Consider the following 25,458-nt stretch of genomic DNA (forward strand, 5'->3'; position numbering starts at 1 on the left):
GGAGGAGGCGTGGACCCGGTCCCGGGCCTGCCGGAACAGGCGGTGCCGTTCGCTGCGGCGATCGACGCCGCGAACGCCTGTTTCGGCACGGTGAACAGCGAGATGGCGGCGTTGCAGGCGTCGTGGCGCGGCGAAGCGGCTGTCCGGTTCGGCCAGGCGATGAACGATTGGGAGCAGCAGTTCGATCGCATTCTGGGCAGTCTGGCAGATCTCGTGGACGTCGCGCGCGGTACGGCCGCGTCTCCGGCCACTGAGCGCTCAGATGAGCACTTACGGTGCGCCGACTGTCGATGAGCGACGATCCCGGCTTCGAGCAGGCCGCTGAAGTACTGTCCCGGATCCGCCGGACCACCGGCGACCTCGGCGCGGTGCTCGCCGAGCTGGAGTCCACAGTGGAGCCCGGGGTGGCAAGCTGGCCGGCGGCGGCGCGGGCCCGCTACCGGGAGGCCAAACGAGAGTGGTCGACCGCGCTCGACCGGATGCCCGAGTGCCTCGACCGAGCCGCTGAAGCCTTCCGCGAAATCTCCGCCGAAGACCCGGAAAGAGGCGGCTGAGCTGCGCGAACACCGGTTTTCTTCACGGGCCTTCACGAGCGCGCCAGAAAACGTGAAGTCTCGCCCGACACACTGCGTGCAGGCAATGTGGAGGGGGTAGTCGTGAAGCTCGTCAAGGTCGCAGTGCTCGCCTCGGACCCGATCACCCGGGCCGGAGCCGCGAGCCTGCTGGGTTCGCGCCCGGAGCTGGTCCTGCTCGGCCAGGACGCGGCGAGCCAGGCGGACGTGGTCCTCGTGATGGAGGAGCACGTCACGGACCGGGTGCTGTCGCAGGTGCGGGAGCTCGGCAGGCAGTCCGAGCAGCTGACCGGGCCGCATCTGGTGATCGTCGTCGACCATTTCCGCGAGAGCGACCTGATGACGGCCGTCGAATGCGGCGTCGTCGCGATCCTGCCGCGCCGCGAAACCGGCGGCGGCGAACTGGTCGCGGCAGTGCTGGCCGCCGGGGACGGCACGGCGACCCTGCCGCCGCGGCTGCAGGGCGCGCTGCTCGCGCAGGTCCAGCGGATGCGCCGCGACGTGCTGGAGCCGAACGGCCTCACGCTGTCCGGCCTGGCCTCGCGCGAATGCGACGTGCTGCGGCTGGTCGCCGAGGGCTACGGGACCGAGGAGATCGCGACGAAGCTCTGTTATTCGGAGCGGACGGTCAAGAACGTGCTCTACGGCTTGATGACCCGATGCGGTCTGAACAACCGCGCGCACGCCGTGGCCTATGCCCTGCGGGCCGGCGCGATCTAATGTTCTGATCATGGCGCAGACGGCGGTAGAAATCGCTCGCGGAGTGCGGGCAGGGGAGCTGGACCCGGTCCAGGTGACCGAAGAAGCACTCGCCCGGATTGCAGCCGCGGACGGCGTCGTCGGTGCTTTCCGCCGCGTGCGCTTCGCCGAGGCACGAGCCGAAGCCGCCGAAGTCGCGGCCCGTCCGGACCTGGCTTCGCTGCCGCTGGCCGGTGTCCCCGTCGCGGTCAAAGACGTCACCGAGGTCGCTGGCGAATATATGGGCTGGGGCTCCGAAGCAGGCCCCCGCACCCTGGCCGACTCCGACGGCCTGATCGCCTCCCGGCTGCGCGCGGCCGGTGCGGTCATCGTCGGCCTGACCCGCGTGCCGGAGCTGTGCATCTTCCCGACCAGCGACGATCCCGACGGCATCGCCCGCAACCCGCGCAACCCGTCCTTCACCGCAGGCGGCTCCTCCGGCGGAAGCGCCGCCGCGGTCGCCGCTGGCCTGGTCCCGATCGCCCACGGCACCGACGGCCTGGGCTCGATCCGGCTGCCCGCCGGAATGTGCGGAATCGTCGGCCTGAAACCCGGCCGCGACGTCGTTCGCGAAGACGCTCCCGGCTGGTTCGGCCTCTCCACCCACGGCCCGCTGGCCACCACTGCCGCCGATGCCGCTCTCCTGATGTCGGTTTTGGCCGACCGCCCAGACTGGGCCACGCTCGCGACTCCCGGCGCACAACGAATCGCGACCTCAACCCAGGTCCCCTTCACCCGAGCCCCGCTGCCGCGCCCCTTGCGTGCCGCCGTCGACCAGGCCGCCGACCTCCTGCGCTCCTCCGGCCACTCGGTGGTTCCCGCGACCCCCGCCTACCCGCTCCGCGCACTGGGCGGCCTGGTCGCCCGCTGGTTCGCCGGCCCGGCCGAGCAGGCTGCGGGTTCGTTCGACCTCTCGCGCCTGCAACCCCGGACCCGCGTGCACGTCCGCCTGGGCCGCCTGACCTCGCGCCTGGTCACCGACCGGGCCCGCGACGAGTGGCAAGCGATCGCGGCGCAGTTCTTCGAATCTCATGACGTCCTGGTGACGCCGACGTTGGCAACCTTGCCGTTGAAAGCCCGCCGCTGGCACCGGGAATCCTGGCTGGCGAACGCGATTCCGTCGTCGAGGGTGGCGTCGTTCACCGGCCCGTGGAACCTGGCCGGATACCCGGCGTTGTCGGTTCCGGTCGCCCGGCATCCCGTCCATGACCTGGCGATGTGCGTACAACTGGTCGCGCGTCCCGGCGGGGAGCCGGTGCTGCTGGGGTTGGCGGCGGAGCTGGAGTCGGCGAACCCTTGGCCGCGGACGGTCTAGTCCACGCCTAAACGCCGTGAAGGGCTCCTTGCGGGAATTAGATTCCCGCAAGGAGCCCTTCACGGACCTTGCACTGTTCTGCTGGCCGCCCGCCGAAGCGTTTCCGGGCCGACGGGCTCGCCGCGATCCGCGGGTCAGCTGCTCGGCTTGCCCGCCGTCTGAGGCTGGGACTTCGCGCCATTCCCCGTCGAGCCGTTCCCGGTCTTCGCGCCGTTTCCGGCCGCGTTTTCCGTCGAACCGCCCTTTCCAGCACTGCCATTCGCGGACGAGCCGTTGCCCGCCGGAGTCTTCGCAGCGGAACCGTTCTCAGCCTTCGGCTTCGGCGACGGAGACGGCGCGGTCTTCGACTCGACCGGCGCGGGAGACGGGTCCGGCTTCGCCGGGTCGTCGCCGCCAACCAGCTTCGACGCCGCGGGCAGCACCGATTCCGACGGCAGCGCCGTCAGCAGACCCTCGCTCCGGCCGAGCACCTCGTCCGCCATCGCTAGGTTCTTGCGCGCCTGTTCGCGGATCTCCGCGAGCCGCTCGACCTTCCGCGCGGCCGCGGTGGTGCGCTGGGCCGCCTGCGTGGTCGCCTCGTCGAGACGGCGCTTGGCCTCCGCCGTCGCCTCCTCGACGCGGCGGGTCGCCTCCGCGGTGGCTTCCGCGATCCGGCGTTCGGCCTGGTTCTTGCTGGCCGTGCGCTGGTCGGTGATCATCTTTTCGTGCGCGGTGCGCTCGGCGGTGATCTTCGCGTCGAAGTCGCGCTCGATCTTGCGGCGCTTGCGCTCGGCTTCGTTGTCGAGGAGTTCCCGGCGCTGCGCCGCCTCGACCGTCAGCCGCTGCACTTCGGCGCGGGTTTCCTTCAGCGCGGCCTCGTGCTCCGAGTGCAGCGCTTCGGCCTGCTTGTCCAGCTCCTCGACCAAGCGGTGGTACCGCTCGCGCAGCTTCGTGGACGCCTCGGTCGACGACGCCCAGTGCTTCTCGGCCGCCACCTGCGCGCGCTTGGTGATCTCGTCGGCCCGCGCGTGCGCGAGCGCGACGGTGCGCTGCATCCGCTCGTCCAGGTCCTCGAGCCGCTCCGGCGGCTTCAGCAGCTCCTCTACGCGGGCCTTCAGCTTGGCCGTCTCGCCGCGCGCCGCTTCGAGTTCCCGCGACAGCGTGGCGACCTGCGTCGCCGCCGCGTCGCGGTCGGTGATCAGCCGGTGCAGCTGGGCCTCGAGGTGGTCGAGGTACTGCCGCACCTCGGTGCGGTCGAAGCCGCGCCAGGCTTCGGTGTACTCGCGCCGCAGCGGGAGGAGGCCGTTGTCTCGCTCGGGAACCATGCCCACGACCGTACCCGCGCCCCTGGCGTGCGTGCCGCCAGGAGTGGTGAATCACCGCCCCGGGTCGATTCTTCGTCGCGATCTCGCCTGAACGGCCTCACCCGCCGCGCGAAGCGGTCACTACCAGTGGAACCCGCGCGACAGCCGGGCCAGCGCCATCGCCGCGCGGGACAGGTGTTTCTCGCCCCGCCCGATCTTCAGTTTCCCGCTGCCGCCCGCCGCCGCGGAGTCCGGGAAAATCCGGAAACCCTGGTACGCGATCGCGTCGGTGAGCCCCGGCGCGAGCGTGTAGGTCAGCCCGATCGCCTGGCCCGCCGGGGTGCCGATGTGCTTAGGCCGCCGCACCAGCGCTTTCAGCACCATGTCCGCCGCCTGCTCCGGCGATTTCGTGGGGAACGCGTCGTAGATCTTCGTCGGGCGGATCATCGGCGTGCGCACGAGCGGCATGTGGATGGTGGTGAAGGTGATCCCGTCGCCGTGCGTTTCGGTCGCCGCTATCCGGGAGAAGTAGTCCAGCGCGGCCTTCGACGCGGCATAGGCGGAAAAGCGCGGTGCGATTCCCTGCACGCCGATCGAGGAAACGTTCACGATGTGCCCGAATTTCCGCTCCGACATGTGCGGGAGGACCGCCAGGATCAGCCGCACCGCGCCGAAGTAGTTGATCGCCATCGCGCGTTCGTAGTCGTGCATCCGGTCGTACGACAGCTTGATCGAGCGCCGGATCGACCGGCCGGCGTTGTTCACGAGCATGTCGATCCGGCCGTGTTCGGAAAGCATCGCGTCCACGGCCTTGCGCACCGAATCCTCGTCGGTGAGGTCCGCCGGGTACACCGACGCGGTGCCGCCCGCCGCGATGATCTCGTCGCGCACTTCTTCCAGCTCGTGCTGCCGCCGCGCGACCAGCAGCGGCACCCCGCCCGCCGCGGCGACCTTCAGCGCGGTGGCCCGTCCGATGCCCGACGACGCGCCGGTGATGATCACCCGGCGGCCGTCCAGTTCGCCGCGCGGACCGTGCTTGCGCGCGCGGAACGGGTCGAGATGTTCGCGCCAGTAGCGCCACAGCGTCGCGGCGTATTCCTCGAGCCGGGGCACCTCGACGCCGCTGCCAGCCAACGCCTTCCGCGTTTCCGCCGAAGCGAACACCGACGGGAAAGCCATCGTTTCCAGCAGCACCGGCGGAATGCCGAGCCGCTCCAGCACCGCGTCGCGGGCGATGGTGAACCCGGGAATGTGCTCGCTGAGCTTGACCAGCCCGACGATTCCCTTCGACACCTTGTCGCCGAGCTGCACCGTGATCGTCGGCGCTCCGGCGGCGCGGGCGAAGGCGTTGTAGACCGACACCACCGGCTGCGGCTCGGGGTTCACGAGGTGGAAGGCGCGGCCGTCGAGACCCGGCGTGGTGACCAGTTCCAGCAGCGCCTTCGCGACGTAGTCGACCGGAACCACGTTGGTGTCGCCCAGATCCGGGCCCGCAGACGGCACGTCGGGCAGCCCGGCGAGCCTGCTGATCGCGGGGAAGAGGTAGTACGGGCCGTCGATCTTGTCCATTTCGCCGGTCTGCGAATCGCCGACCACGACCGCGGGCCGGTACACCCGCCACGGCACCTCGTGCTGGTCCCGGACGAGCTTCTCCGCCTCGAATTTCGTGCGGTGGTACGGCGTGATCAGCCGCTGGCCGACGTCGAACATGTCCTCGGTGAACAGTCCTGCGTGGTCGCCCGCGACGGCGACCGACGAGACGTGGTGCAGGCAGCCGGCGTTCAGGTCCGCGGCGAGGTCGAGGACGTTCTGCGTACCATCCACATTGGCCCGGATGCTCGTTTCGTCGTCGGCGGTGATGTCGTAGAGCGCGGCGAGGTGGATGACGTGGTCGACGCCGCGCAGCGCCTCCCGGTCCGCTTCGGACACTCCCATCAGCGGTTCGCCGAGGTCGCCGGTCACGAGCGTCACGCGGTCCGGATGCGGCCATCCGTCGACGAGCGCGGCCAGCTTCTCCCGCGACGACGCGCGCACCACGAGCGCGACCCGCTCCACGTCCGGCCGGGTGAGCAGCTGCCGGGTGACCTGGCGTCCGATCAACCCGGTCGCGCCTGTCACCAAGAACGTCGCCATCTCCATCACCCTCCGCCGTGCCGCCGCCTGAACCCATGGGCATTCTGCTGCATGGACGCCGCCCTGACCACAACGCGGCAGGGTGAGGTTACTCGCAAGTAACTTAGCTTCCGCAAGGGGTTCCGCAGGTGGCGGCGGATTTCCGCGACCGACAGGCTCGGCAGAAACTGCGCGAACGGACCCCTCGTGCGGTCTCAGCGGGCCACGAGGGGACCCCTCACGCCGGGTCCGCGATCACCACACGGTTCTCCTCGTACCCGTCGCTGCCGCCGATCCACCGTCCGCCGCAGGTCACCAGGACCACCCGATGCGGCCCGGCCTGCCCGAAGAGATCGTCGGCCCGGCTCGGCAGATCGTTCTTGTGCACGGTGACCAGCTGGGAAATCCGGTACCGGCTCGTCTTGCCCGCGCGGTCCACGATCGTCACCACGCCGCCGATGCGTTCGCTCCACAGCTCCGAGAACGGACCGGTCGCGCCGCGCCAGTTGACGTGGCCCGCGAACACGCTCGCGCCGCTGACCGCTTCCAGATCCGCGCCCCACCACGCCGCCTGGCCGATGTCCGACGGCACCGGAAGCGTGTTGCCCGGCCCGAGGTCCTGACGCACCATCGCCGCGGTCCCGCCGCCGGGCAGCCGGATCGTGCCCGGCGCCTGCGGTCCGGGTTCCGGAGCTTGCCGATGCTCCGCAGGCGCGGCCGGCGGCGGTGCGGCCGCCGAACTGCTAGGCGGCGCCGCACTGCTCGACGGCGGCGGCGCGGGAGCCAGCTGTTGCGGGGAAGCGGCCGGTACGGCGGCGGCGACCGGGGACGCGCTCCCGGCCACCACCGTCGTCGGCGGCGAACTGATCACGACCGTCGCGAGTTCCACTGCCAGCACGCTTGCCGCGCCCAGCACGAACCCGCCGATCAGCCGTCCTTTTCCGGTCATTGCCCTTGCTGCTTTCGATTACCGCCGGGCCGACCGCCGAGCGGCGAACCCGACCAGCGCCGAACCGACGAGCACCAGCGCCGCGAGACCGGCGATGCCGCCCGTGGAGAAACTCGTCTCGACAGTGCCCTTGGCCATCGTCACCGGCAGGTCACCGGCGGGAATCGCGTGCGGCACTTCGTTCGGCGTGTTGGCCACCGTCAGTGCGAGTGTGCCGCCCGGCGTCAGCGATCCGCACGCGGCGGGCGGATTGTTGGGGTCGAACGCGTTGGTGTAACCCGGCGGCGCGTTCACCTCGACCACGCAGACTTCCTGCGGGGCAAGCAGATTCTCGACGGTCGCGGTCCCGTTGTCGCCGCTGGTGGTGACCACGGCGGGCTGGCCGTCGGGCCCGTTGAGCGCCTTGCCGTCCTGACTGGTGGCCGCGGTCTTGCGGTCCTTGCCGGTGATCCGCAGCGTCGCGCCGCCGATGCCCTTGCCGGTCTTGGCGTCGGTCTTGGTGACCTGCACCTTGCCCGGCTTCGCTACGGCGACCACGCCTTGGGCGGTCAGTTGCTTCTCGCCGCCGGTGCCGACGACGCTCTGGATCCCGTCCTTGGTGTTGACCGGGTTCTGCACAGTCGGCTTGTCCGCGGGCGCGGACAACGAGGCGGCGAGCTTCGGCTGATCACCGGTGGGCGTGACCTTCACCGTGACCGTGCCGTTCGCATCGGTCTTCAGCGTCGTGTCTTTCTGCGCGGCCTGCGGCGCGGAGTTGCCGGAAGAGGAGTCGGACGCCTTCTCCGCGTCCGCCTTCTTGTCTGCCTGGCCGACGGTCCCGTCGGTGGCGGTCAGCTTCACCGGAACGTCCGGGATGCCCTTGCCTTTGGAGTTCTTTACCGTGACCGTCCAGGTCGCTGGCTGGCCGAGGTGTTGATCGCCCTTCGGCGCGGTGACCGACGCGGTCCACGGACCGCGGTTCGCCTCGGCCTCGGTCTTCATCTTGGCCACGTCGTCCTTCGCAGCCGGGGTGAGCGCGTTGAGGTACTTCTGCTCGGGATAGGCGGCCTTGTCCGGGGGCGTGCCGAACTCTGTGTCGCCGGGCGTTCGCGATTTGGCGGTCCACGAGTGCAGCAGATGGGCCAGCGCGGCGGCCTCGTTGTTGTCAGAGGTATTGCCGTAGCGCAGCAACAGATAGGAGATGTTGCCCGCGACGTCGGGCTGCAGCTTTTCGCCCCACTTCGTCAGCAGTTCATCGCCCGGCTGGTACGCCTCGTCGCTGCCCGGTGCCTTCAGATGGAACCGAACACAGAAGACGTTCTTGCCGCCCACCTTGTACGAGCCGAGCCAATCTTCGTAATGGGTGGGGCCCTCGTCGTGGCCGATCGGCAGGCCAGGGCCCTTCACCGGGTCCGTGGCAGCCGAGGCGATTCCCGGTGTGGTTACGGAGAGTGCGCCGAGCAGTGCGGTCGCGACCAGCCCGGTGGCCGCGCGCCAGCGAGCGCGCGGGCGTGAGATCCACCCCATGGTGTGTTGGCTCCTTCGACGTGCCTGCCGACGCCGGAACGGCGTCTTCGCAGTTCACCTGATCGAACAACTCCCCGACACGCGTTCGGTCACTTCCCGGACACGCGATGTGAAGGTTCGCGGGTCACCATGGGAGTTGTCTAGAGACCATCGGGTGACCTGCGGTGAACGGTCGTGACCTTCATCGCCTACGGTGGCCGTAACGGGGGTCGCTCACCCGCGCGGGTGACGAGTAAAATCGGCTTTACCCGAACGGGAACCAGCGAGCCGCCGCGGTCGTTGAACCCGATGCAAGGTGCCATAAAGTCCAGGAGGACAGGTGCGTTCCAGCAGCAACCCGGCGTTCCGCAATCTCCCGCGCGGCGCGGCCGCGACCGGGCAGTACGGGCCGAACGTCGGCTTCGACCAGCCCTACGGCCAGCCGCAGGGCCAAGGCGGCGTCCCGGGTTACGGCCCCGGCCAGATGGGCACCGCCTCCGCCGACCGTCCGATGACGGTCGACGACGTCGTCATCAAGACCGGCATGTCGCTCGGCGTCGCGCTCGTCGTCGGCGTGCTCACGGCGATCTGGGCGCAGTCCCAGCTCGTCCGCGATTCCCTCGGCAGGCTTTCGCCGAGCGGTCCGCTCCTCGGCGCGCTGATCGGCGGGCTCGTGGTGGGCCTCGTCGTGTCTCTGGTCATCATCTTCAAGCAGAAGCCGAGCGGTCCGCTCACGCTCGTCTACTCCGGTGCCGAGGGCCTGTTCCTCGGTGCGCTCAGCGGCTTGTTCGAGGTGTTCCTGCCGGGCATCGCCCTGCAGGCGCTCATCGGCACCGCGGGCGTGTTCGTCGCGATGCTGGTCGTCTACAAGACCGGCGCGGTGAAGGTCACGCCGAAGCTCACGAAGTGGATCGTCGGCGCGGTCGCGGGCGTGGCCATCCTTATGCTGGTCAACCTGGTCACCGCGGTGTTCTTCGGCTTCAACCCGCTGCGCGACGGCAGCCCGCTCGCCATCGTCTTCAGCCTGGTGGTCATCGGCATCGCCGCGTTCAGCTTCCTGCTCGACTTCGATCAGGCGGACAAGATGATCCGCGCCGGCATGCCCTCGAAGTGGGCCTGGTACGCCGCCTTCGGCCTGATGACCACGCTGGTGTGGCTGTACCTCGAGATCCTGCGTCTGCTGTCTTACCTGCGCGACTAGCTTCTCGCACAGGTTGCCGGGAAGGGGCGCTCCGCGTTACGCGGAGCGCCTTTTCTGTTTTTCTGCCTCGAACCTCTGCGCGCCCCCGCGGCCGTCGTGTTGGATGTGCCCGGTCGGAATGTTTCTTTCGGGTTTGCGAGGTATCACGTGAGCGTCCCGCCGCACGGGCACGGACCGCAGCCGGGCTACGGCCAGAACGGGCCGTCGCCGTTCCAGCAGCACTACGGCCCGGGCGGGATGCCGCCGCAGCAGAGCCCGAAGCGAAACTTCCCGACCAGGACCGTCGTGCTGGTCGCCGTCGCGGTGGTGGTCGTGGCGGCCGGGGTCGCCATCGGGTTCTTCGCGTTCGGCAACTCGACCAGCAACACCCACGCCAGCGACTGCATGCACATCGAGAAGTCCGGCTCGACCACGACGACGAAAACCGTCGACTGCGCCGACCCCGGAGCGAACGTCAAGGTCGCCGTCGTCCGCGCCAGCCGGAGCGGAACCTGCCCGCGCGGCGACTACTACCGCTACACCACCGGCGGCAAGAACCGCCGCGTGCTCTGCCTCGTTCCCAATGTGCAGCAAGGGGATTGCCTCTCCGGGCTGCAGACCGCCTCGACGACCTACCAGAAGGTGCCGTGCACCGATCCGCAGAAGAACGCGGAAATCGTCAAGCTGGTGCCTGGCGCGAAGGACCGTTCGGCGTGCGAGGGCAGCGGTTCGACCGCCGCCCGCTGGTACTCCGATCCCGAGGAAGCCATCTGCATCAAGAGCTGACGGGGGCGGTACAAAGGGGCCGTCCGGACGCCCGGTTTCGGCCGTTCGTCGCACTCCGTGGGACAGGCTGCGTGCGGCGCCCGCGCGGACCTAACGTGGATCGCCGCCCGCCGCCGGGCGGGTCCCGTTGATCCCCGACACCCCCAGGAGACGTGGTGGCGACCACCGATTCCCCTGTCGACGAGCGAAAACTGCTCGATTTCCCGACCTCCTGCGAGGCTCCGGCACCTAAACCGGAGGAGCCGGTCAAGATCGTCCCGCTGGCCGTCGCCGCGGTACTCGCGGTCGGGCTGACCGCGTACGTCTGGGCCGCGCACGGTGCGAAGTTCGGGGTCCTGCTCGTGCTCGGGCTGCTGCTCGGCCTCGCTCTTTTCCACTCCCGCTTCGGGTTCACGTCCGCCTGGCGGCAGCTGATCGCGGTCGGCAACGGTCAGGGTCTTCGCGCGCACACCCTCCTGCTCGGCACCGCCGCGACGCTCATCGCCCTCATCTGCGGCACCGGCGCGGGTCTCTTCGGCAGCAAACCGGTGCCGGTGGCGAACGTCGGGCCGATCGGGCTCGCGTTGTTCGTCGGAGCCACGCTGTTCGCCATCGGCATGCAACTCGGCGGCGCGTGCGCGTCCGGGACGCTGTTCGCGGTCGGGGCCGGCCAGTCGACGATCGTGCTGACCCTCGGCGGTTTCATCACCGGATCGGTCCTCTACACCTGGGGTTACCCGCTTTTCACCGGCTGGCCGCAGGTTTCCGGATTCCTCCTGTCGGATCACGTCGGCTGGTTCGGTTCGTGGGCGATCACGATCGCGGTGCTCCTCGCGATCGTCTTCGCGACCCGGCTGGTGCAGAAGCGCCGGGTGCCGCCGCCGGTCGACACCGTCCCGACCGCGCGCGGGTTCGCGCGGATCTTCCGCGGCTCCTGGCCGATCCTCGTCGGCGCGGTCGTGCTCGGCGTGCTGGCCGGCGCGGTGTACCTGGTTTCCGGCGGCATCTGGGGCGTCACGAGCGCGTTCAGCCTGTGGGGCGCGAAAATTCTCCAGGTGTTCGGACTGCACCCGGAGCAGTGGGAGTTCTGGCAGCTGAAGGCGAACGCGACGTCGCTGTCCAAGCCGATCTGGCAGGACAAGACGAGCCTCACCGACATCGGCATCATGATCGGCGCGTTCGTCGCCGCGGCGGCCGCGGGCGCGTGGAAGATCCACAGCTCGATCCCGTGGCGCACCGCCGTCGCCGCGATTCTCGGCGGAATCCTGATGGGCATCGGCGCGCGGCTGGCGAACGGCTGCAACATCGGCGCCTACCTCGGCGGCATTTCCGTCGGCAGCCTGCACGGCTGGCTGTGGGGCGCGTTCGCGCTTTTCGGCACCTGGATCGGGCTGAAGCTGCGGCCGTTGTTCGGTTTGGGCAACCCGGTGCGCACGGACAGTATCTGCTGACCCTCGTGGGGGCTTTTCGCAGGTCATCGCGACGGCGCGAAAAGTCCCCACGCAGTTCTTCCGCCAGCGAAAAAGGCTGCGTCGCCGCTTGCCGCTCGGCTAGTCTGGAGCGCGCGCAAGGGGGAACCGCCGTCGTATTGTCGCGTCGCGGGCTTGCGCTTCACCACTAACAGATGGGGTTCCGCATGTCCGCACCAGCGAATCCGGCCGCGCCGGATGCCGGTGACAAACTCGACCGGGGAGTGCTGAAGGTCGCTTCCGTGGTGGTGCTCGGCGCCATCATGGCGATCCTCGACACCACCGTGGTCAATGTCGCGCTTCAGAAGCTCACCATTCAGTTCACCACGTCCTTCGACACCATCCAGTGGGTCGCGACCGGCTACATGCTGGCGCTGGCGACGGTCATCCCGGTCACCGGATGGGCCTCCGACCGGTTCGGCACGAAACGGCTGTACCTGCTCGCGATCGGCACCTTCCTGGTCGGCTCGATGCTGGCCGGGCTCGCCTGGAACGTCGAATCGCTGATCGCGTTCCGCGTCGTCCAGGGCCTCGGCGGCGGCATGCTGATGCCCGCGGGCATGACGATCCTGACCCGTACGGCGGGCCCGCAGCGGATCGGCCGGGTGATGTCCGTGCTCGGCGTGCCGATGCTGCTCGGCCCGATGTGCGGCCCGATTCTGGGCGGCTGGCTGGTCGACTCGGTGAGCTGGCGCTGGATCTTCTACATCAACGTCCCGATCGGCCTGATCGCCTTCCTGCTCGCGCTGAAGCTGCTGCCGAAGGACGACCCGGAACCGTCCGGCCGCTTCGACTTCCTCGGCATGCTGATGGTGTCGCCGGGCCTCGCGGCGCTGATCTTCGGTGTTTCGCGGATCCCGTCGACCGGCACCGTCACCGCACTCGAGGTGTGGCTGCCCGCGCTGGCGGGGCTCGTGCTGCTGGTCGCGTTTGTTCTCCGCGCTAGCAAGGTGGAGCATCCGCTGATCGACCTGAAGCTGTTCCGCAACCGGTCGTTCTCGGTCGCGATGATCACGATGGCCGTGTTCTGCATCGGATTCTTCGGCGCGATGCTGTTGCTGCCCACGTATTTCGTGCTGGTGCGCGGCGAAACCGCGCTGCACGCCGGTCTGCTGCTGGTGCCGCAGAGCCTCGGCGCGGTGGTGTCGATGCCGGTCGCCGGACGGCTGGCGGACAAGATCGCGCCGCGCAAGATCGTGGTGCCCGGCCTGGTGCTGATCGTGGTCGGCATGATCGCGTTCACCCAGGTCACCGCGACCACGTCGTACCCGCTGCTGCTGGCCGCGCTGTTCGTCGTCGGGCTCGGCCTCGGCTGCACGATGATGCCGATCACCTCGGCCGCGCTGCAGACGCTGCAGTCCAAGGACATGGCGAAGGCCTCGACCGCGACGAACATCCTGCAGCAGACCGCGGGCGCGATCGGGTCCGCGGTGATGTCGATCATCCTGGCGGCGCTGCTCGCCGGAAAGTTCGGCGTCCCGACGAGCCAGGGTCAGCTGGTCGCCACCGCGGCGACGATGAACCCGGCCACCCACGACGCCGCGGCCGGCCTCGCGGGCGAGTCGTTCGCGACGACGTTCCTGTGGGGCACCGTCCTGCTGGCACTGTGCCTGGTGCCCGCATTCTTCCTGCCGAAGAAGCGCGTGGCTCCCGCAGCGGCGGAACCCGGCGAGGTCGCCCCGCCGGTGCCGATGCACTGACGCTTCACCTGAGGAAAGGGCCGTCCGCGTTGCGCTCGCGGGCGGCCCTTTCTCGTTGCTCAGGCGGAAGCGCACTCCCGAAGTACGTGAGGGGAACCCTGAGGGAATCAGATTCCCTCAGGGTTCCCCTCACGTACTTTTCCGGGAGCTGAGCCAGGCCGTGGCCGGGCCGAGGATTCAGGAAAGCCGCTCCAGAACCATCGCCATGCCCTGGCCGCCGCCGACGCACATCGTCTCGAGGCCGAACTGCTTGTCGTGGTGCTGCAGGGAGTTGATCAGCGTCGAGGTGATCCGCGCGCCGGTCATGCCGAACGGGTGGCCGACCGCGATCGCGCCGCCGTTGACGTTCAGCCGGTCGAGGTCGATGCCCAGGTCGCGGTAGGACGGGATGACCTGCGCGGCGAACGCCTCGTTGATCTCGACGAGGTCGATGTCCGAAATGGACAGTCCGGCGCGGGACAGCGCCTGCTTCGACGCCTCGACCGGGCCGTAGCCCATGATCTCCGGCGACAGCCCGGTGACGCCGGTGGACACGACGCGCGCCAGCGGCGTCAGGCCCAGCTCGCGCGCCTTCGTGTCGGACATGATCACGACCGCCGCCGCGCCGTCGTTGAGCGGGCAGCAGTTGCCGGCGGTGATCCGGCCGTCGGGGCGGAAGACCGGCTTCAGCCCGGACACGCCCTCGATCGTGACACCCGCGCGCGGCCCGTCGTCCTTCGACACGACCGTGCCGTCGGGCAGCGTGACCGGCGTGATGTCCTTGGCCCAGAAGCCGTCCGCGATGGCCTTCTCGGCGAGGTTCTGCGACCGGACGCCGAACTCGTCCATCTCCTCGCGGGTGATGCCCTTGAGCCGCGCGAGGTTCTCCGCGGTCTGGCCCATCGCGATGTAGACGTCCGGCAGCTGCCCGTTCTCGCGCGGGTCCTGCCAGCTGTCCGCGCCGGACTCGGCGGTCGCCTTGGTGCGCGCCTCGGCGTCGGCGAACAGCGGGTTGTGCGTGTCCGGCCAGGAGTCGGAGCTGCCCTTGGCGAACCGCGACACGGCCTCGACGCCCGCGGAGATGAAGACGTCGCCCTCGCCCGCCTTGATCGCGTGCAGCGCCATCCGGGTGGTCTGCAAGCTGGAGGAGCAGTACCGGGTGATCGTGCAGCCGGGCAGGTGGTCGTAGCCGAGCTCGACGGCCACCGCGCGGCCCATGTTGAAGCCGGACTCGCCGCCGGGGAGCCCGCAGCCGAGCATCAGGTCGTCGATGTCGGCCGGGTCCAGCTGGGGCACCTTGTCCAGCGCCGCGCGCACCATCTGCACGGCGAGGTCGTCGGGGCGCATCCCGACCAAAGAGCCCTTCCCGGCGCGGCCGATCGGGGAGCGGGCGGTGGAGACGATGACGGCTTCGGGCATGACAGACACATCCTCGGGTCGGCGGCACTAAGCGGTTGCTCACCATCTTGCCGCCTCCGGCGTCCGTCCGAAAGCCGAAGGCGACATGCACCACCCTGCGCCCGTGGGAGGATTTGCGCTGTGACAGAGCGCGGCCAGGTGTGGATTCTCACCGGGCCGGTAATTCCTCGCACTGGTCGTCCCTGACCCGCCATCCCGAAAAGACCGCGTTCACCAGCGCCGGAGCCCGCCTCCCGGATCTCGTCCGCTGACGCGGCGTTCGCCCACCCGGCCGCGACCGGGGAGGTGGCACGGCCGAGCGGGCGAGACCGGCGGGTCAGCAGAGGGCGGTGGTCATGACGCCGTACTCGGCGAGCCAGTGCGCGCCGCTCGGGTCGTTGAACAGCACGTTCTCGGAGAACTGGACGCGACGCGCGCCGTCGATCGTGGTGACCATGAAAGTGCGGAATCCGGGGAGGCTGCCGTCGTGCCCGATCGCCACGCGTCCGCAGGGCAACCGCCAGATCAGGAGGCCGAGCCCGTACTCGCTGTGGTACCAGAACGAGGGATTCTGCTCGGTCACGTCGACGTGGATCGTCTTGCCGCCGATGTCGAGGAGGCGCGGGCCGCGCTGAAGGCGTAGCTCGCTGACCTGATCAGCGACTTGGTCACCGACCAGGACGACACCCTCGCCGAGGACGAGCTGGTCATGCTCGTGGCGACCGTATTGACCGGTGGTTTTCTCAGCACTGTCAACGAGTTGACGCTGGTGTTCCTGTGCCTGCTCCGGCATCCGCGGCAGACGGCGCTGGTGCGCGAGCACCCGGAACTCTTGCCGGGCGCGGTGGACGAGCTGCTCCGCTACAACGCGCCCACCGCGGGAGGCGGGCTTCTGCGGATCGCCACCGAAGACGTCCAGCTGGGCGGGGTGACCATCTCGGCGGGCGACGCGGTGCTCCCGGCGATTTCCTCCGCCAACCGGGATTCCGGCGTCTTCGCCGACGCCGACCGGTTCGACGTGACTCGTGCCGACAACCGGCACCTCACCTACGGCCGCGGCCCGCATTTCTGTCTCGGCGCGGGACTGGCCAGCCTGGAGCTGGAGATCGCGATCGCCGGGGTGCTACGGCGTTTTCCCGCGCTTCGGCTGGCCGTCCGTCCCGCCGAGCTGGGCGTCCGTTCCGGGCACCTCATGCGCGGGCTTACCCGGTTGCCGGTCCGCTGGTGAGACGGATTTCCAGCCCGGCCGCACGAGCCCGGACTCGAAGGCGAAGACCACCAGCTGTGCCCGGTCTCGCGCGCCCACTTTGGACATGGACCGGCTGACGTGGGTCTTGGCAGTGGCGGGGCTGATCACCATGCGCTCGCCGATCTCGGTGTTGGACAGGCCTTTGGCCACCAGCGTGACCACTTCCCGCTCCCGTTCGGTCAGCAGTCCCAGCGCCGGCGCGGTTTCGGTCTGCTGTTCCGCGCTGCGGTCGACGTACTCGGCGATCAGCCTGCGGGTCACGCTCGGCGAGAGCAAGGACTCGCCCGCCGCGACCACTCGCACGGCCTGCAGAAGTTCGGCCGGATCGGTGTCCTTGACCAGGAAGCCGCTTGCCCCGGCGCGCAGACCTCGGAAGATGTACTCGTCGAGCTCGAACGTGGTGAGGATGACCACGTGCACGTAGGCGAGGACGGGATCTTCCGCGATCCGCCGGGTGGCCTCGATGCCGTCCAGCACGGGCATCCGGATGTCCATCAGCACCAGGTCCGGCAGCAGCGCAGCCGTCTGCGCGACAGCGCTGTTGCCGTCCGTCGCCTCGCCGACCACCTCGATGTCCGGCTCTGAATCCAGCAGCGCGCGCAGTCCGGCCCGGATCAGGTTCTGGTCGTCGGCCAGCAGTATCCGGATCACAGCGCACTCCGGACCGGCAGCCGGGCGTGCACGAGGAAGCCGCCTTCGGCTCCTGGTCCCGCGGTGAGCTCGCCGCCTGCCGCCCGGGCTCGCTCCCGCATCCCGAGAAGACCGTTGCCGAGGCCGGGCGAGGCAGGGCCGGAGCCGCTCCCGTTGTCCTTGATCTCCACGACGAGATCTCGTTCGCTGAAGCTCAGCAGCACCTGTGCTCGTTCGGCGCGCGCATGCCGGATCACGTTGGTCAACGACTCCTGGACAATCCGGTACACCGCGAGGTCGGTGTTGGGCGGCAGTTCTTTTTCGTCCCCGCACAGGGTGACTTTCACGTCGAGACCGGTCGCGTTCGCTCGCTCGACCAGTTCGTCGAGGCGGGCCAGACCGGGCGCGGGGGCCAACGGATACTCTTCTTCGTCCACCTGGCGAAGCATTCCCAGCGTGTCGCGCAACTCGATCAGCACCTCCTTGCTCGCCTGCTTGATGGCGACCAGCGCGGTTCTGGCCTGTTCCGGATTGCGGTCGAGCAGATGCGCCGCGACCCCGGCCTGGAGGTTGATCATCGAGATGCTGTGGGCCAGCACGTCGTGGAGTTCCCTGGCGATGCGGAGCCGTTCTTCGTTGACCCGGCGCCGCGCCTCTTCTTCCCTGGTGCGCTCCGCCTCTTCTCGCACCCGTTCGGCTTCCTCGGCGCGCGCTCGCACCGCCGCGAAGTGCTCCCGCCGGTTGCGGGCCACCTCGCCGATCACCACGATGACGACCAGCCATGCGACGAACCAGACTGTGCCCTGCGTGCTGGGCGCCCGGTCCCACAGGTCGCCGAGGGCGAAGGTGCCGGCGAGGTAGACCACGGAGCCGATCACCGCGGTGATCCGGCGGCCGGTGCTGACCGCGTTGTACAGCGCGATCGCCGGCGGGATGGTCGAAGCTCCGCCGGGATAGTTCAGCGCCTGGTAAGCGAGGGAACAGGCCAGCACGACGGCGACGGTGAGAACCGGTGCCCGCTGCCGGAACACCAGCAGCATGGAGCCCGCGATGAGCAACAGGTAGCCCACCCCGGCGGGCAGCCTGCCGGGCGGGGAGTCCGCGGCGATGATGACGGTGCCGATGACGGTCGTCGCGACCACCGCCAGCGGTACCCAAGCCTCGTTCCGGGCCCACCCGGGCAGCCGGTTCACGCTCCAGCGCATTTTTCTACCGTATGGGGGCGGACCGAAACTGTCATGGGCCGCAGGAAGTATCCGCTCGTGCGTCCCGCGGGGTACGACCTGATCAGGGATCCCCTCGCGATCGCGGCGCGCGGGAAAGGCCGGGCCCGACCGGATACTCCCGCGGGAGCAGCCAGGCGGCGGGCACTACGCCCGGCGGAGTAGCACGGGTGTCCACCGTGGCTGGACGACTGCGCAATGCCTTCCCCGGCAGACTGAATCGAGTGATGGACGCGCTGTTATTCGCCAGGCTGCAGTTCGCCACGACCACGTCGATTCACTTTCTCTTCGTGACGTTGTCACTGGGGCTCGTCCCGTTCGTCGCGGCCATGCAGACCGCGTGGGTCGTCACCGGAAAGCGGGTGTACCGCCGCATGACCAAGTTCTGGGCAAGATCTACGTGATCAACTACGGCTTGGGCATCATCACCGGCCTGGTGATGGAGTTCCAATTCGGGATGTCGTGGAGCGGGGTCACCAAGGTGACCGGAAACGTGTTCGGCGCGCCGCTCGCGCTGGAGACGCTGGTCGCTTTCTTCCTGGAGTCGACGTTTCTCGGCTTGTGGCTGTTCGGCTGGAACCAGTTGCCCAAGAAGGTTCATCTGGCGCTGATCTGGCTGGTCGGGATCACCGCGTACCTCTCGACCTTCTGGGTGCTGATGGCCAACGCGTTCCTGCAGCATCCCGTCGGCTACGAAATGCGTGACGGGGTGGGCTATCTGACCGACTTCGGCGCGTTGATGGCCAACCCGAACTTGTGGGATTCGTTGTTGCACATCGTGTTCGCCGCACTGCTTGCCGGCGGGCTGTTCGTCGCCGGCGTCAGCGCATGGCACTTCATCAAGCGTACCGGCGAGACCGAGGTGTTTCGCCGGTCGCTGCGCTTCGGGCTGGCGGTGGCTCCGATCGCGGCGTACGCGATCATCCATTTCGGTTTCATGCAGGAAAACGTCATCGAGCAGAACCAGCCGATGAAGCTGGCCACGATCTACCAAGACCCAGCCGGAATCGCCGCGGCGCAACGAGACCTGGCCGCCCAGTTCGGGCCGGGGAACTACGCGCCGCCTTCGTGGATCTCGATTCCCTATCAGGTCATGGTGAACGCGTCGTTCGTGCTGGCGCTGACCCTGTCGGTCTTTCTGGTGCTGCTGTTCCGCAATTGGGTGGTGCGCATCCGGGTGCCGCTGTACCTGCTGGTCGCGCTGATTCCGGTGCCGTTCCTGCTGGTGATCGGCGGTTGGCTGGTCCGGGAGATCGGCAGGCAGCCGTGGGCTGTGTACGGGGTGGTCACTACGGAGAAGGCCGTCTCCGAGGTGAGCGGCAGCACGGTGTTCATCTCCTTCGTGGCGTTCACCGCCGTGCTGCTGGTGCTCGCGGCGATCGACTACTGGCTGATCGCCCGCCAGGTGCGGCGGGGACCGGACGACACCGTATTCGGCGCGAGCCTTGAATCCGCGCAGGAAACCGAGCCGCCAGTACTGAGCTTGTAGCCGGAGGGAGGACGAAACGTGGATCTCGTGTGGTTCGCCCTGCTGGGGCTCTTTTTCGCCGGCTACTTCGCGTTGGACGGTTTCGACATCGGAGCAGGCATGCTGCTTCGCCGGGCCGGCCGGACTGAACTCGAGCGGCGGTCGGTGTTCGCTGCCGTCGGGCCCTTTTTCCTCGGGAACGAGGTCTGGCTGGTGGCCACCGGCGGCGTGCTTTTCGGCGCGTTCCCGGCGCTGGACGGAAGTGTCCTCAATGGACTTTATCCGCTGATCACGGCGGGATTGCTGCTTTGGCTGGTGCGCGACGCCTGCGTGTGGTTCCGCAGCCGGATCGGGACGCCGAGATGGCGGGGTTGGTGGGATACCGCGCTGGTGCTGTCCAGCACGGCCTTCGCTGTGTTCTGGGGGCTGCTGGTCGGTGCGTTGCTCAGCGGCCTTCCCGAGCACGGCGTCGTGAACGCGGCGCGCATGATCGGGTTTTATCCGCTGCTCTGGGCGGTGGTCGTGACCGTGTTGTTCGCGGTGCACGGGGCGGCGTTCCTCATGGTCCGCGCGCCCGTCGTGGTCGCTGAACGAGCCAAAGCCGTCGCCAGGAAGCTTCGCTGGGTCGCCGCAGCCCTGCTGGTGCTCGCGGTGCTCGTCGGTGTCTTGTCCGGCGCGGTGCCGTCAGCGGCGAATCGCGTGCTGCCAGTCGTGCTGCTCACGGTGGCGGCTGCCGGAGGGCTTCTGCTGACTGGCCGTCGGCCGTGGGCCACGTTCGCCGCCACGGCTTTTGCCGCGGCGACGCCGGTGTTGCTCGTCGGGATCCGATCGGCTCCGGAGATCCTGAATGCCGCGGCCGACTACGGCACGCTGAAGGTGCTCGGCGGATTCGCCGCGGTGACGGTGCCGCTGATCCTGCTCGTGCAGGGGTGGCTGTGGTGGATGCATCGTTCGCCGGTCGATCGGAAAAGCCCGACGTTCTTCTGACCGCTCCCGCTCCCGCCGCGCTGCTTTCACCCGGACGCTTCATCGCCTCCAACTGCTTTTGAACGACGGCAAAGAACTCCCTGTGAACATCGGCTGTGCGCGTGCCGCCCGGGCACGGCGCCGCGACGATGGGGAGGACGATACGGATGGCCGGTATCGCGGGATGGGTGGACTTCGACCGGGATCTCACCAGGGATCGCCGGATCGTGATGTCCCAACTCGGCGCCGTTGCTTTGCGCGGGCCGGACGAGGAGGGCCTGTGGGCCGACACACACGCCGTGCTCGGGCATCGCCGGCGGGCTGTGCTGGACCCGGGCGGGAGCCGCCAGCCGATGGCCGCGGTCGAGGACGGTCAGCCCGCGGCCGTGGTGAGCTTCGACGGCGAGATTGCCAACTTCGCTGAGCTGCGAGAAGAACTCAGCAGCCGGGGGCACCGGTTCCGGCACCGCGGCGACACCGAAGTGCTGCTGCTGGCTTACCTGGAATGGGGCGACCAGTGCCCGCGTCATCTCGACGGAATGTTCGCGTTCGCGGTGTGGGACGTACGCAGGCAGCACCTTCTGCTGGTGCGGGACCGGCTCGGAGCCAAGCCCCTGTTCTACTACCTGACGGCGAACGGCGTGGTGTTCGGTTCGGAACCCAAGGCCGTCATGGCACATCCGCTCGTCGACGCGGTCGTCGACGCGGTCGTCGACGCGGACGGGCTCCGGGAGTTGCTGGCCTTCACCAGCACCCCCGGGCACGGAGTCTTCCGCGGCCTCCAGCGGGTCCGTCCCGGCGCGACAGTGACCGTGGACCGTTCGGGATGTGCCGAGCGCGCCTATTGGACGCTGGAAGCCGCGCCGCACACTGACGACGAGCGAAAAACTGTCCAGACCGTGCGCGAAACGGCCTTTTCATTCTTCCCGAGCGAGAACTTCAGGCCGGGCTCCGGCTGTCTGACGAGAAGGAAAACCTTCACGCCGAAAGACCGAAGGCGACCTGAACCGCCCAGTCTCCGTGGGACGATTCCTGCGTGACAGAGCGCAACCGGGTGTTGTCCACGCGCACGATCGCGTGGTGGGGGACCGGCATCGTGCTGCTCGCGGCGGTCGCGGCGGCGTTGCTGCTGTGGCTGCTCGGCGGCGGCACCCCGGCGGATTCGTCGCGGCTCGACGCGTTGCGCACGGCCTCGAGCATCGTCGTCGGGACCGGCGGTGCGGCCGCGCTCCTGCTCGCGGCGCGGCGGCAGCGGTCCGCGGAACTGGATCTGGAACAGAAGGACCACGACGCCACCCAGCGCCGGATCACCGACATGTACGGCAAGGCCGCCGACCAGCTCGGCAGCGACAAGGCCCCGGTCCGGCTGGCCGGGCTGTACGCGCTCGAACGACTGGCCCAGGACTACGCGGACCAGCGGCAGACCATCGTCAACGTCGTCTGCGCGTACCTGCGGATGCCGTTGGACGGCACCCTCGAAGAGGTCCAGGTGCGCAAGGCCGCGCAGCGGATCCTGATGCTGCACCTGCGCCCCGGCAGCGGCGAGGAGCCGACCGGGTCCTACTGGCCGGACATCGACCTCGACTTCTCCGGTGCGCGGCTCGTCGAGCTGACCCTCACCTACTGCCGGATCCGTTCCATCGTCTGCCACGAAACCACGTTCACCGAAGAATCAACCTTTTGTCACACCGAATTCCGCACCAAAGCGGATTTCACCGAAGCGACCTTCGAGAAACGCGCGGACTTCCGCGGCGTAGTCATCGGCGGCGAACGCGACGCATTCCGCGGCGCGAAGTTTCACCAGCACGCGGAATTCGCCGAGGACGCGCAAGTCCGGCTGGCCGGAGCCCTCGCGAAGCCCGGATACCGCCGCGGCTGGCCCGCCGGATGGGCGGAGGAACCCGGCAACGACGGCTGGCTCCGCCTGGTCCCGCGCTAGCCGGTCCGGCACCCGTCTGTTTAGGCTGGTCGCGTGGAGTACGCAGAACACATCGTGGACCTCGTCGGCAACACCCCGCTGGTCAAGCTGAACTCGCTGGCCAAGGGGCTCAAGCCGCTCGTGCTCGCCAAGGTCGAGTACGTCAACCCGGGCGGCAGCGTGAAGGACCGGATCGCGCTGCGGATGATCGAGGCCGCCGAGGCCTCCGGAGAGCTGCGGCCCGGCGGCACGATCGTGGAGCCCACCTCGGGCAACACCGGGGTCGGGCTCGCCATGGTCGCCCAGCGCAAGGGCTACCAGTGCGTGTTCGTCTGCCCGGACAAGGTGAGCGAGGACAAGCGCAACGTGCTGCGCGCGTACGGCGCCCGCGTCGTCGTGTGCCCCACCGCGGTCGCGCCCGAGCACCCCGACTCGTACTACAACGTGTCCGACCGGCTCGTGCGCGAGATCGAGGGCGCGTGGAAGCCCAACCAGTACGCCAACCCGGAGAACCCGGCCAGCCACTACCACTCCACCGGCCCGGAGATCTGGAAGCAGACCGACGGCAAGATCACGCACTTCGTCGCGGGCGTCGGCACCGGCGGCACGATCTCCGGCACCGGCAAGTTCCTGAAGGAGGTCAGCGACGGCCGCGTCCAGGTCGTCGGGGCTGATCCCGAGGGCTCGGTGTACTCCGGCGGCAGCGGGCGGCCGTACCTGGTCGAGGGCGTCGGCGAGGACTTCTGGCCGGAAACCTACGACCGGAACGTCGCCGACCAGATCATCCCGATCAGCGACGCGCACTCGTTCGAGACCACGCGCCGGCTCGCGACCGAGGAAGGCCTGCTGGTCGGCGGTTCGTGCGGGATGGCCGTGGCCGCCGCGCTGAAGCTGGCCGAGGGACTGACCGAGGACGACGTCGTGGTCGTGCTGCTGCCCGACGGCGGCCGCGGCTACCTCACCAAGGTCTTCAACGACGCCTGGATGTCGTCCTACGGCTTCCTTCCGCCGGACTCCTCCGGCGCGACCGTCGGCGACGTGCTCACCCGCAAGTCCGGCGCGCTGCCCAGCCTCGTGCACTCGCACCCGAACGAGACGGTCGCCGAGGCGGTGGCCATCCTGTCGGAATTCGGCGTGAGCCAGATGCCCGTGGTCAGCGCCGAACCGCCGGTCATGGCGGCCGAGGTGGTCGGCGCGGTCAACGAGCGCGACCTGCTCGACGCGCTGTTCACCGGCAAGGCCCAGCTCGCCGACCGGCTGGAGACGCACATGTCGCCGCCGCTGCCGACGATCGGGGCCGGCGAGCAGGTGAGCGCCGCGATGAAGGCGCTCGAAGGGGCCGACGGCGCGCTGGTGCTGATCGACGGCAAGCCGGCGGGCGTCGTCACCAGGCACGATTTGCTCGCGTTCCTCGCGGGCCGATAGGGCTAACCTCACGGCTGCCGGCCGGGGCGTCTGCGCGCGTCCCGGCCGGGCATCCGATAGCGTTACGGCCGAATAGAACTTTTTCGCGTCCTCGTCAAGGGGGTTCAAGACCCACATGAGTGCTCCGCAGCCACCGAACCAGCCCTGGGACGGCGGACAGCAGCCGCCGCAGGGCCCGTCGAGTGGTCCTACACCGCAGCAGGACAGTCCCTTCGGCGCGTCGGAGCCGACCCAGGTGGTCCAGCCGGGCCAGCCGCAGCAGCCGTCCCACGGCGGCGGCGCGTTCGGCGACACCCCGGAACCGACGCAGGTCGTGCAGCCGGGACAGCCGGCCGACGCGAACGCCACCCAGGTGGTCAACCCCGTGAGCGCCGAGGGCAACGCCGAGTCGACGCAGCTCGTCCCGCCGAGCCAGCAGCCGCAGAACATCCCGTACGCCCCGCCGCCGAGCGCAGCGGACAACCCGGCCGCGGTCGCCGGGTTCGGCGCCCCGCAGGGCTTCGGCCAGCCGGGTCAGCCCGGGCAGCCGGGTCAGCCGGGCCAGCCGCCGCAGGGCTTCGGCCAGCCGGGCGGATACGACCAGGGCGGCTTCGGCGCTGCGCCGCAGGGCGCGTTCGGCCAGCCCGGGCAGCCTGGGCAACCGGGCTTCGGCCAGCCCGCTCCGTTCGGCGCGTCCCCCGCGCCCTCGAGCGGCGGCGGCAACGCGCTGTACGGCTACATCGCCGGCGGCGTCGTCGCGGTCCTCGGCCTGATCGCGCTGATCGTCTCGTTCAGCTACATGAGCGACACCAGCGACTACTCGAAGCTGTACGACAGCTCGAGCCGGTACCAGAAGCTGTTCGACGAGGCCGGTCTCGCTTCGCCGGGCACGCTCTGGCTGTACGTGATCATGATCCTGGTCGGCGCGGTGGTCGCGCTCGCGGGCGGCGTCGCGCTGGCGATGGCCTCGCGGGCGGCCGTGATGCGCAAGCTCGCTCCGATCGCGGTGCTGGTCGGCGGTGTGCTGTTGCTGCTGTTCTCGATCCTGGCGAAGTCCGGGACCTCGGTCAGCAGCTCCTTCGCCGACAAGTACGGCGGCGCGGGTTCCAGCGCGACGAGCGGCGGCGGCATGCTGACGCTGATCCTCGGCATCATCATCCTGATCGTCGGCGTGGTCGCGATCATCCCGGCGACCTCGCAGTACGTCGGCCTCGGCTCGTCCTCGGGCGGCCCCGGAGGGCCGGCCGGTCCGGGCGGACCTGGCGGACCGCAGCAGCCGGGCGGCTTCGGCGGCGGACAGCCGGGCTTCGGCCAGCCGCAGCCGGGCGGCTTCCCGCCTCCGGGCGGACCCAACCCGGGCAGCGGGGGCTTCCCGCAGCCGGGCGGGCCGAACCCGGGCAGCGGCGCGAATCCGCAGCCGGGCTTCGGGCAGCAGCCGCCTCCGGGCTACGGCCAGCCGGGCCAGCAGCCGGGTTACGGCCAGCCGCCGCAGCAGCCGGGCGGTTTCGGCCAGCCGGGCCAGTACCCGCCGCCGGGGCAGCAGCCTCCTCCCGGGTACGGCCAGCCGGGCCAGCAGCCGCCGCAGCAGTGGTGAGCCGCTGAATTTCCGCGAAGGGCGCCTCCGTCTCACGACGGCGGCGCCCTTCGTCGTTTCC

At 69.4% G+C, this 25,458-nt stretch carries 23 protein-coding genes and 1 pseudogene; 16 read left to right on the forward strand and 8 right to left on the reverse strand.

Going from position 1 to position 25,458, the window contains the following annotated elements; translation table 11 throughout:
* Positions 1-9: 9 nt before the first annotated feature.
* The 4 genes from AB5I40_RS33475 to AB5I40_RS33490 all read left to right on the forward strand — a co-directional run bounded on the left by AB5I40_RS33475 (position 10) and on the right by AB5I40_RS33490 (position 2,625).
* A complete protein-coding gene (locus AB5I40_RS33475) occupies positions 10-294 on the forward strand; it encodes a WXG100 family type VII secretion target (protein WP_370934195.1) in 285 nt (94 codons plus the stop codon).
* A complete protein-coding gene (locus tag AB5I40_RS33480) occupies positions 291-554 on the forward strand; it encodes a hypothetical protein (RefSeq protein ID WP_370934196.1) in 264 nt (87 codons plus the stop codon). Before AB5I40_RS33475 ends, AB5I40_RS33480 begins: the two co-directional genes overlap by 4 nt.
* A 102-nt stretch (positions 555-656) precedes the next feature.
* Positions 657-1,292 (forward strand): response regulator transcription factor, encoded by a 636-nt coding sequence (locus AB5I40_RS33485; RefSeq protein ID WP_344279883.1) that lies wholly within the window; start codon positions 657-659, stop codon positions 1,290-1,292.
* Positions 1,293-1,302: 10 nt separating this feature from the next.
* Positions 1,303-2,625, forward strand: coding sequence for an amidase family protein (locus AB5I40_RS33490; RefSeq protein WP_370934197.1), 1,323 nt, complete (start codon positions 1,303-1,305; stop codon positions 2,623-2,625).
* Between the two features lie 134 nt (positions 2,626-2,759).
* Here the strand turns inward: AB5I40_RS33490 and AB5I40_RS33495 are convergent, their stop codons facing one another.
* The 4 genes from AB5I40_RS33495 to AB5I40_RS33510 form a co-directional block, all read right to left on the reverse strand.
* Complete coding sequence (locus tag AB5I40_RS33495; protein ID WP_370934198.1) at positions 2,760-3,929, reverse strand: cell division protein DivIVA; 1,170 nt, start codon at positions 3,927-3,929, stop codon at positions 2,760-2,762.
* Between the two features lie 120 nt (positions 3,930-4,049).
* On the reverse strand, positions 4,050-6,041 hold the full coding sequence (locus tag AB5I40_RS33500; protein ID WP_370934199.1) for an SDR family oxidoreductase: 1,992 nt from the start codon (positions 6,039-6,041) through the stop codon (positions 4,050-4,052).
* A gap of 217 nt (positions 6,042-6,258) precedes the next feature.
* Positions 6,259-6,969 (reverse strand): class F sortase, encoded by a 711-nt coding sequence (locus AB5I40_RS33505; protein ID WP_370934200.1) that lies wholly within the window; start codon positions 6,967-6,969, stop codon positions 6,259-6,261.
* A gap of 18 nt (positions 6,970-6,987) precedes the next feature.
* Positions 6,988-8,475 carry a SpaA isopeptide-forming pilin-related protein gene (locus AB5I40_RS33510; protein ID WP_370934201.1) on the reverse strand — a complete coding sequence of 496 codons (1,488 nt, stop codon included), beginning with the start codon at positions 8,473-8,475 and terminating at the stop codon, positions 6,988-6,990.
* A 319-nt stretch (positions 8,476-8,794) separates the two neighbouring features.
* Between AB5I40_RS33510 and AB5I40_RS33515 the strand changes: the two genes are divergently transcribed.
* From AB5I40_RS33515 to AB5I40_RS33530, 4 genes are all read left to right on the forward strand, one after another.
* Positions 8,795-9,655, forward strand: a complete 861-nt coding sequence (locus tag AB5I40_RS33515; protein ID WP_182889914.1) for a Bax inhibitor-1/YccA family protein — start codon at positions 8,795-8,797, stop codon at positions 9,653-9,655.
* Positions 9,656-9,802: 147 nt separating this feature from the next.
* Positions 9,803-10,420 (forward strand): hypothetical protein, encoded by a 618-nt coding sequence (locus AB5I40_RS33520; protein ID WP_370934202.1) that lies wholly within the window; start codon positions 9,803-9,805, stop codon positions 10,418-10,420.
* 152 nt (positions 10,421-10,572) lie between these two features.
* The gene (locus AB5I40_RS33525; protein WP_370934203.1) at positions 10,573-11,850 is read left to right on the forward strand and encodes a YeeE/YedE family protein; all 1,278 of its coding nucleotides are present in this window, start codon (positions 10,573-10,575) and stop codon (positions 11,848-11,850) included.
* A 185-nt stretch (positions 11,851-12,035) separates the two neighbouring features.
* Positions 12,036-13,568 carry a DHA2 family efflux MFS transporter permease subunit gene (locus AB5I40_RS33530; protein WP_370934204.1) on the forward strand — a complete coding sequence of 511 codons (1,533 nt, stop codon included), beginning with the start codon at positions 12,036-12,038 and terminating at the stop codon, positions 13,566-13,568.
* A gap of 177 nt (positions 13,569-13,745) precedes the next feature.
* On the opposite strand, the gene AB5I40_RS33535 is transcribed toward AB5I40_RS33530, so the two are convergent.
* Together AB5I40_RS33535 and AB5I40_RS33540 are read right to left on the reverse strand one after the other, a co-directional pair.
* The gene (locus AB5I40_RS33535) at positions 13,746-14,966 is read right to left on the reverse strand and encodes an acetyl-CoA C-acetyltransferase (protein WP_370934205.1); all 1,221 of its coding nucleotides are present in this window, start codon (positions 14,964-14,966) and stop codon (positions 13,746-13,748) included.
* A 316-nt stretch (positions 14,967-15,282) separates the two neighbouring features.
* Entirely contained in the window at positions 15,283-15,528 is a 246-nt protein-coding gene (locus tag AB5I40_RS33540) for a hypothetical protein (RefSeq protein WP_370934206.1), read from the reverse strand.
* Between the two features lie 81 nt (positions 15,529-15,609).
* On the opposite strand from AB5I40_RS33540, the gene AB5I40_RS33545 reads away from it, so the two are divergent.
* A complete protein-coding gene (locus AB5I40_RS33545) occupies positions 15,610-16,173 on the forward strand; it encodes a cytochrome P450 (RefSeq protein WP_370934207.1) in 564 nt (187 codons plus the stop codon).
* Here the strand turns inward: AB5I40_RS33545 and AB5I40_RS33550 are convergent.
* Positions 16,069-16,845, reverse strand: a complete 777-nt coding sequence (locus tag AB5I40_RS33550) for a response regulator (protein ID WP_370934208.1) — start codon at positions 16,843-16,845, stop codon at positions 16,069-16,071. The two genes, AB5I40_RS33545 and AB5I40_RS33550, sit on opposite strands and share 105 nt — an antisense overlap.
* Positions 16,842-18,029 carry a sensor histidine kinase gene (locus AB5I40_RS33555; RefSeq protein WP_370934209.1) on the reverse strand — a complete coding sequence of 396 codons (1,188 nt, stop codon included), beginning with the start codon at positions 18,027-18,029 and terminating at the stop codon, positions 16,842-16,844. Before AB5I40_RS33555 ends, AB5I40_RS33550 begins: the two co-directional genes overlap by 4 nt.
* A gap of 245 nt (positions 18,030-18,274) precedes the next feature.
* Here AB5I40_RS33555 and AB5I40_RS33560 point away from each other — a divergent pair.
* The 7 genes and pseudogenes from AB5I40_RS33560 to AB5I40_RS33590 form a co-directional block, all read left to right on the forward strand.
* A pseudogene (locus AB5I40_RS33560) lies at positions 18,275-18,975 on the forward strand (cytochrome ubiquinol oxidase subunit I); the annotation flags it as partial.
* Between the two features lie 165 nt (positions 18,976-19,140).
* Positions 19,141-19,536: a cytochrome ubiquinol oxidase subunit I gene (locus AB5I40_RS33565; protein ID WP_370940668.1), complete on the forward strand. Its 396-nt coding sequence runs from the start codon at positions 19,141-19,143 to the stop codon at positions 19,534-19,536.
* A gap of 18 nt (positions 19,537-19,554) precedes the next feature.
* Positions 19,555-20,502, forward strand: a complete 948-nt coding sequence (locus AB5I40_RS33570; RefSeq protein ID WP_370934210.1) for a cytochrome d ubiquinol oxidase subunit II — start codon at positions 19,555-19,557, stop codon at positions 20,500-20,502.
* Between the two features lie 146 nt (positions 20,503-20,648).
* Positions 20,649-21,521: an asparagine synthetase B gene (locus AB5I40_RS33575; protein ID WP_370934211.1), complete on the forward strand. Its 873-nt coding sequence runs from the start codon at positions 20,649-20,651 to the stop codon at positions 21,519-21,521.
* The gene (locus AB5I40_RS33580; protein ID WP_370934212.1) at positions 21,518-22,420 is read left to right on the forward strand and encodes a pentapeptide repeat-containing protein; all 903 of its coding nucleotides are present in this window, start codon (positions 21,518-21,520) and stop codon (positions 22,418-22,420) included. Before AB5I40_RS33575 ends, AB5I40_RS33580 begins: the two co-directional genes overlap by 4 nt.
* A gap of 33 nt (positions 22,421-22,453) precedes the next feature.
* Positions 22,454-23,824 (forward strand): cystathionine beta-synthase, encoded by a 1,371-nt coding sequence (locus tag AB5I40_RS33585; RefSeq protein WP_370934213.1) that lies wholly within the window; start codon positions 22,454-22,456, stop codon positions 23,822-23,824.
* A gap of 115 nt (positions 23,825-23,939) precedes the next feature.
* A complete protein-coding gene (locus tag AB5I40_RS33590; protein WP_370934214.1) occupies positions 23,940-25,397 on the forward strand; it encodes a hypothetical protein in 1,458 nt (485 codons plus the stop codon).
* Positions 25,398-25,458: the final 61 nt, after the last annotated feature.

The organism is Amycolatopsis sp. cg13, assembly GCF_041346965.1.
GTDB lineage: Bacteria > Actinomycetota > Actinomycetes > Mycobacteriales > Pseudonocardiaceae > Amycolatopsis.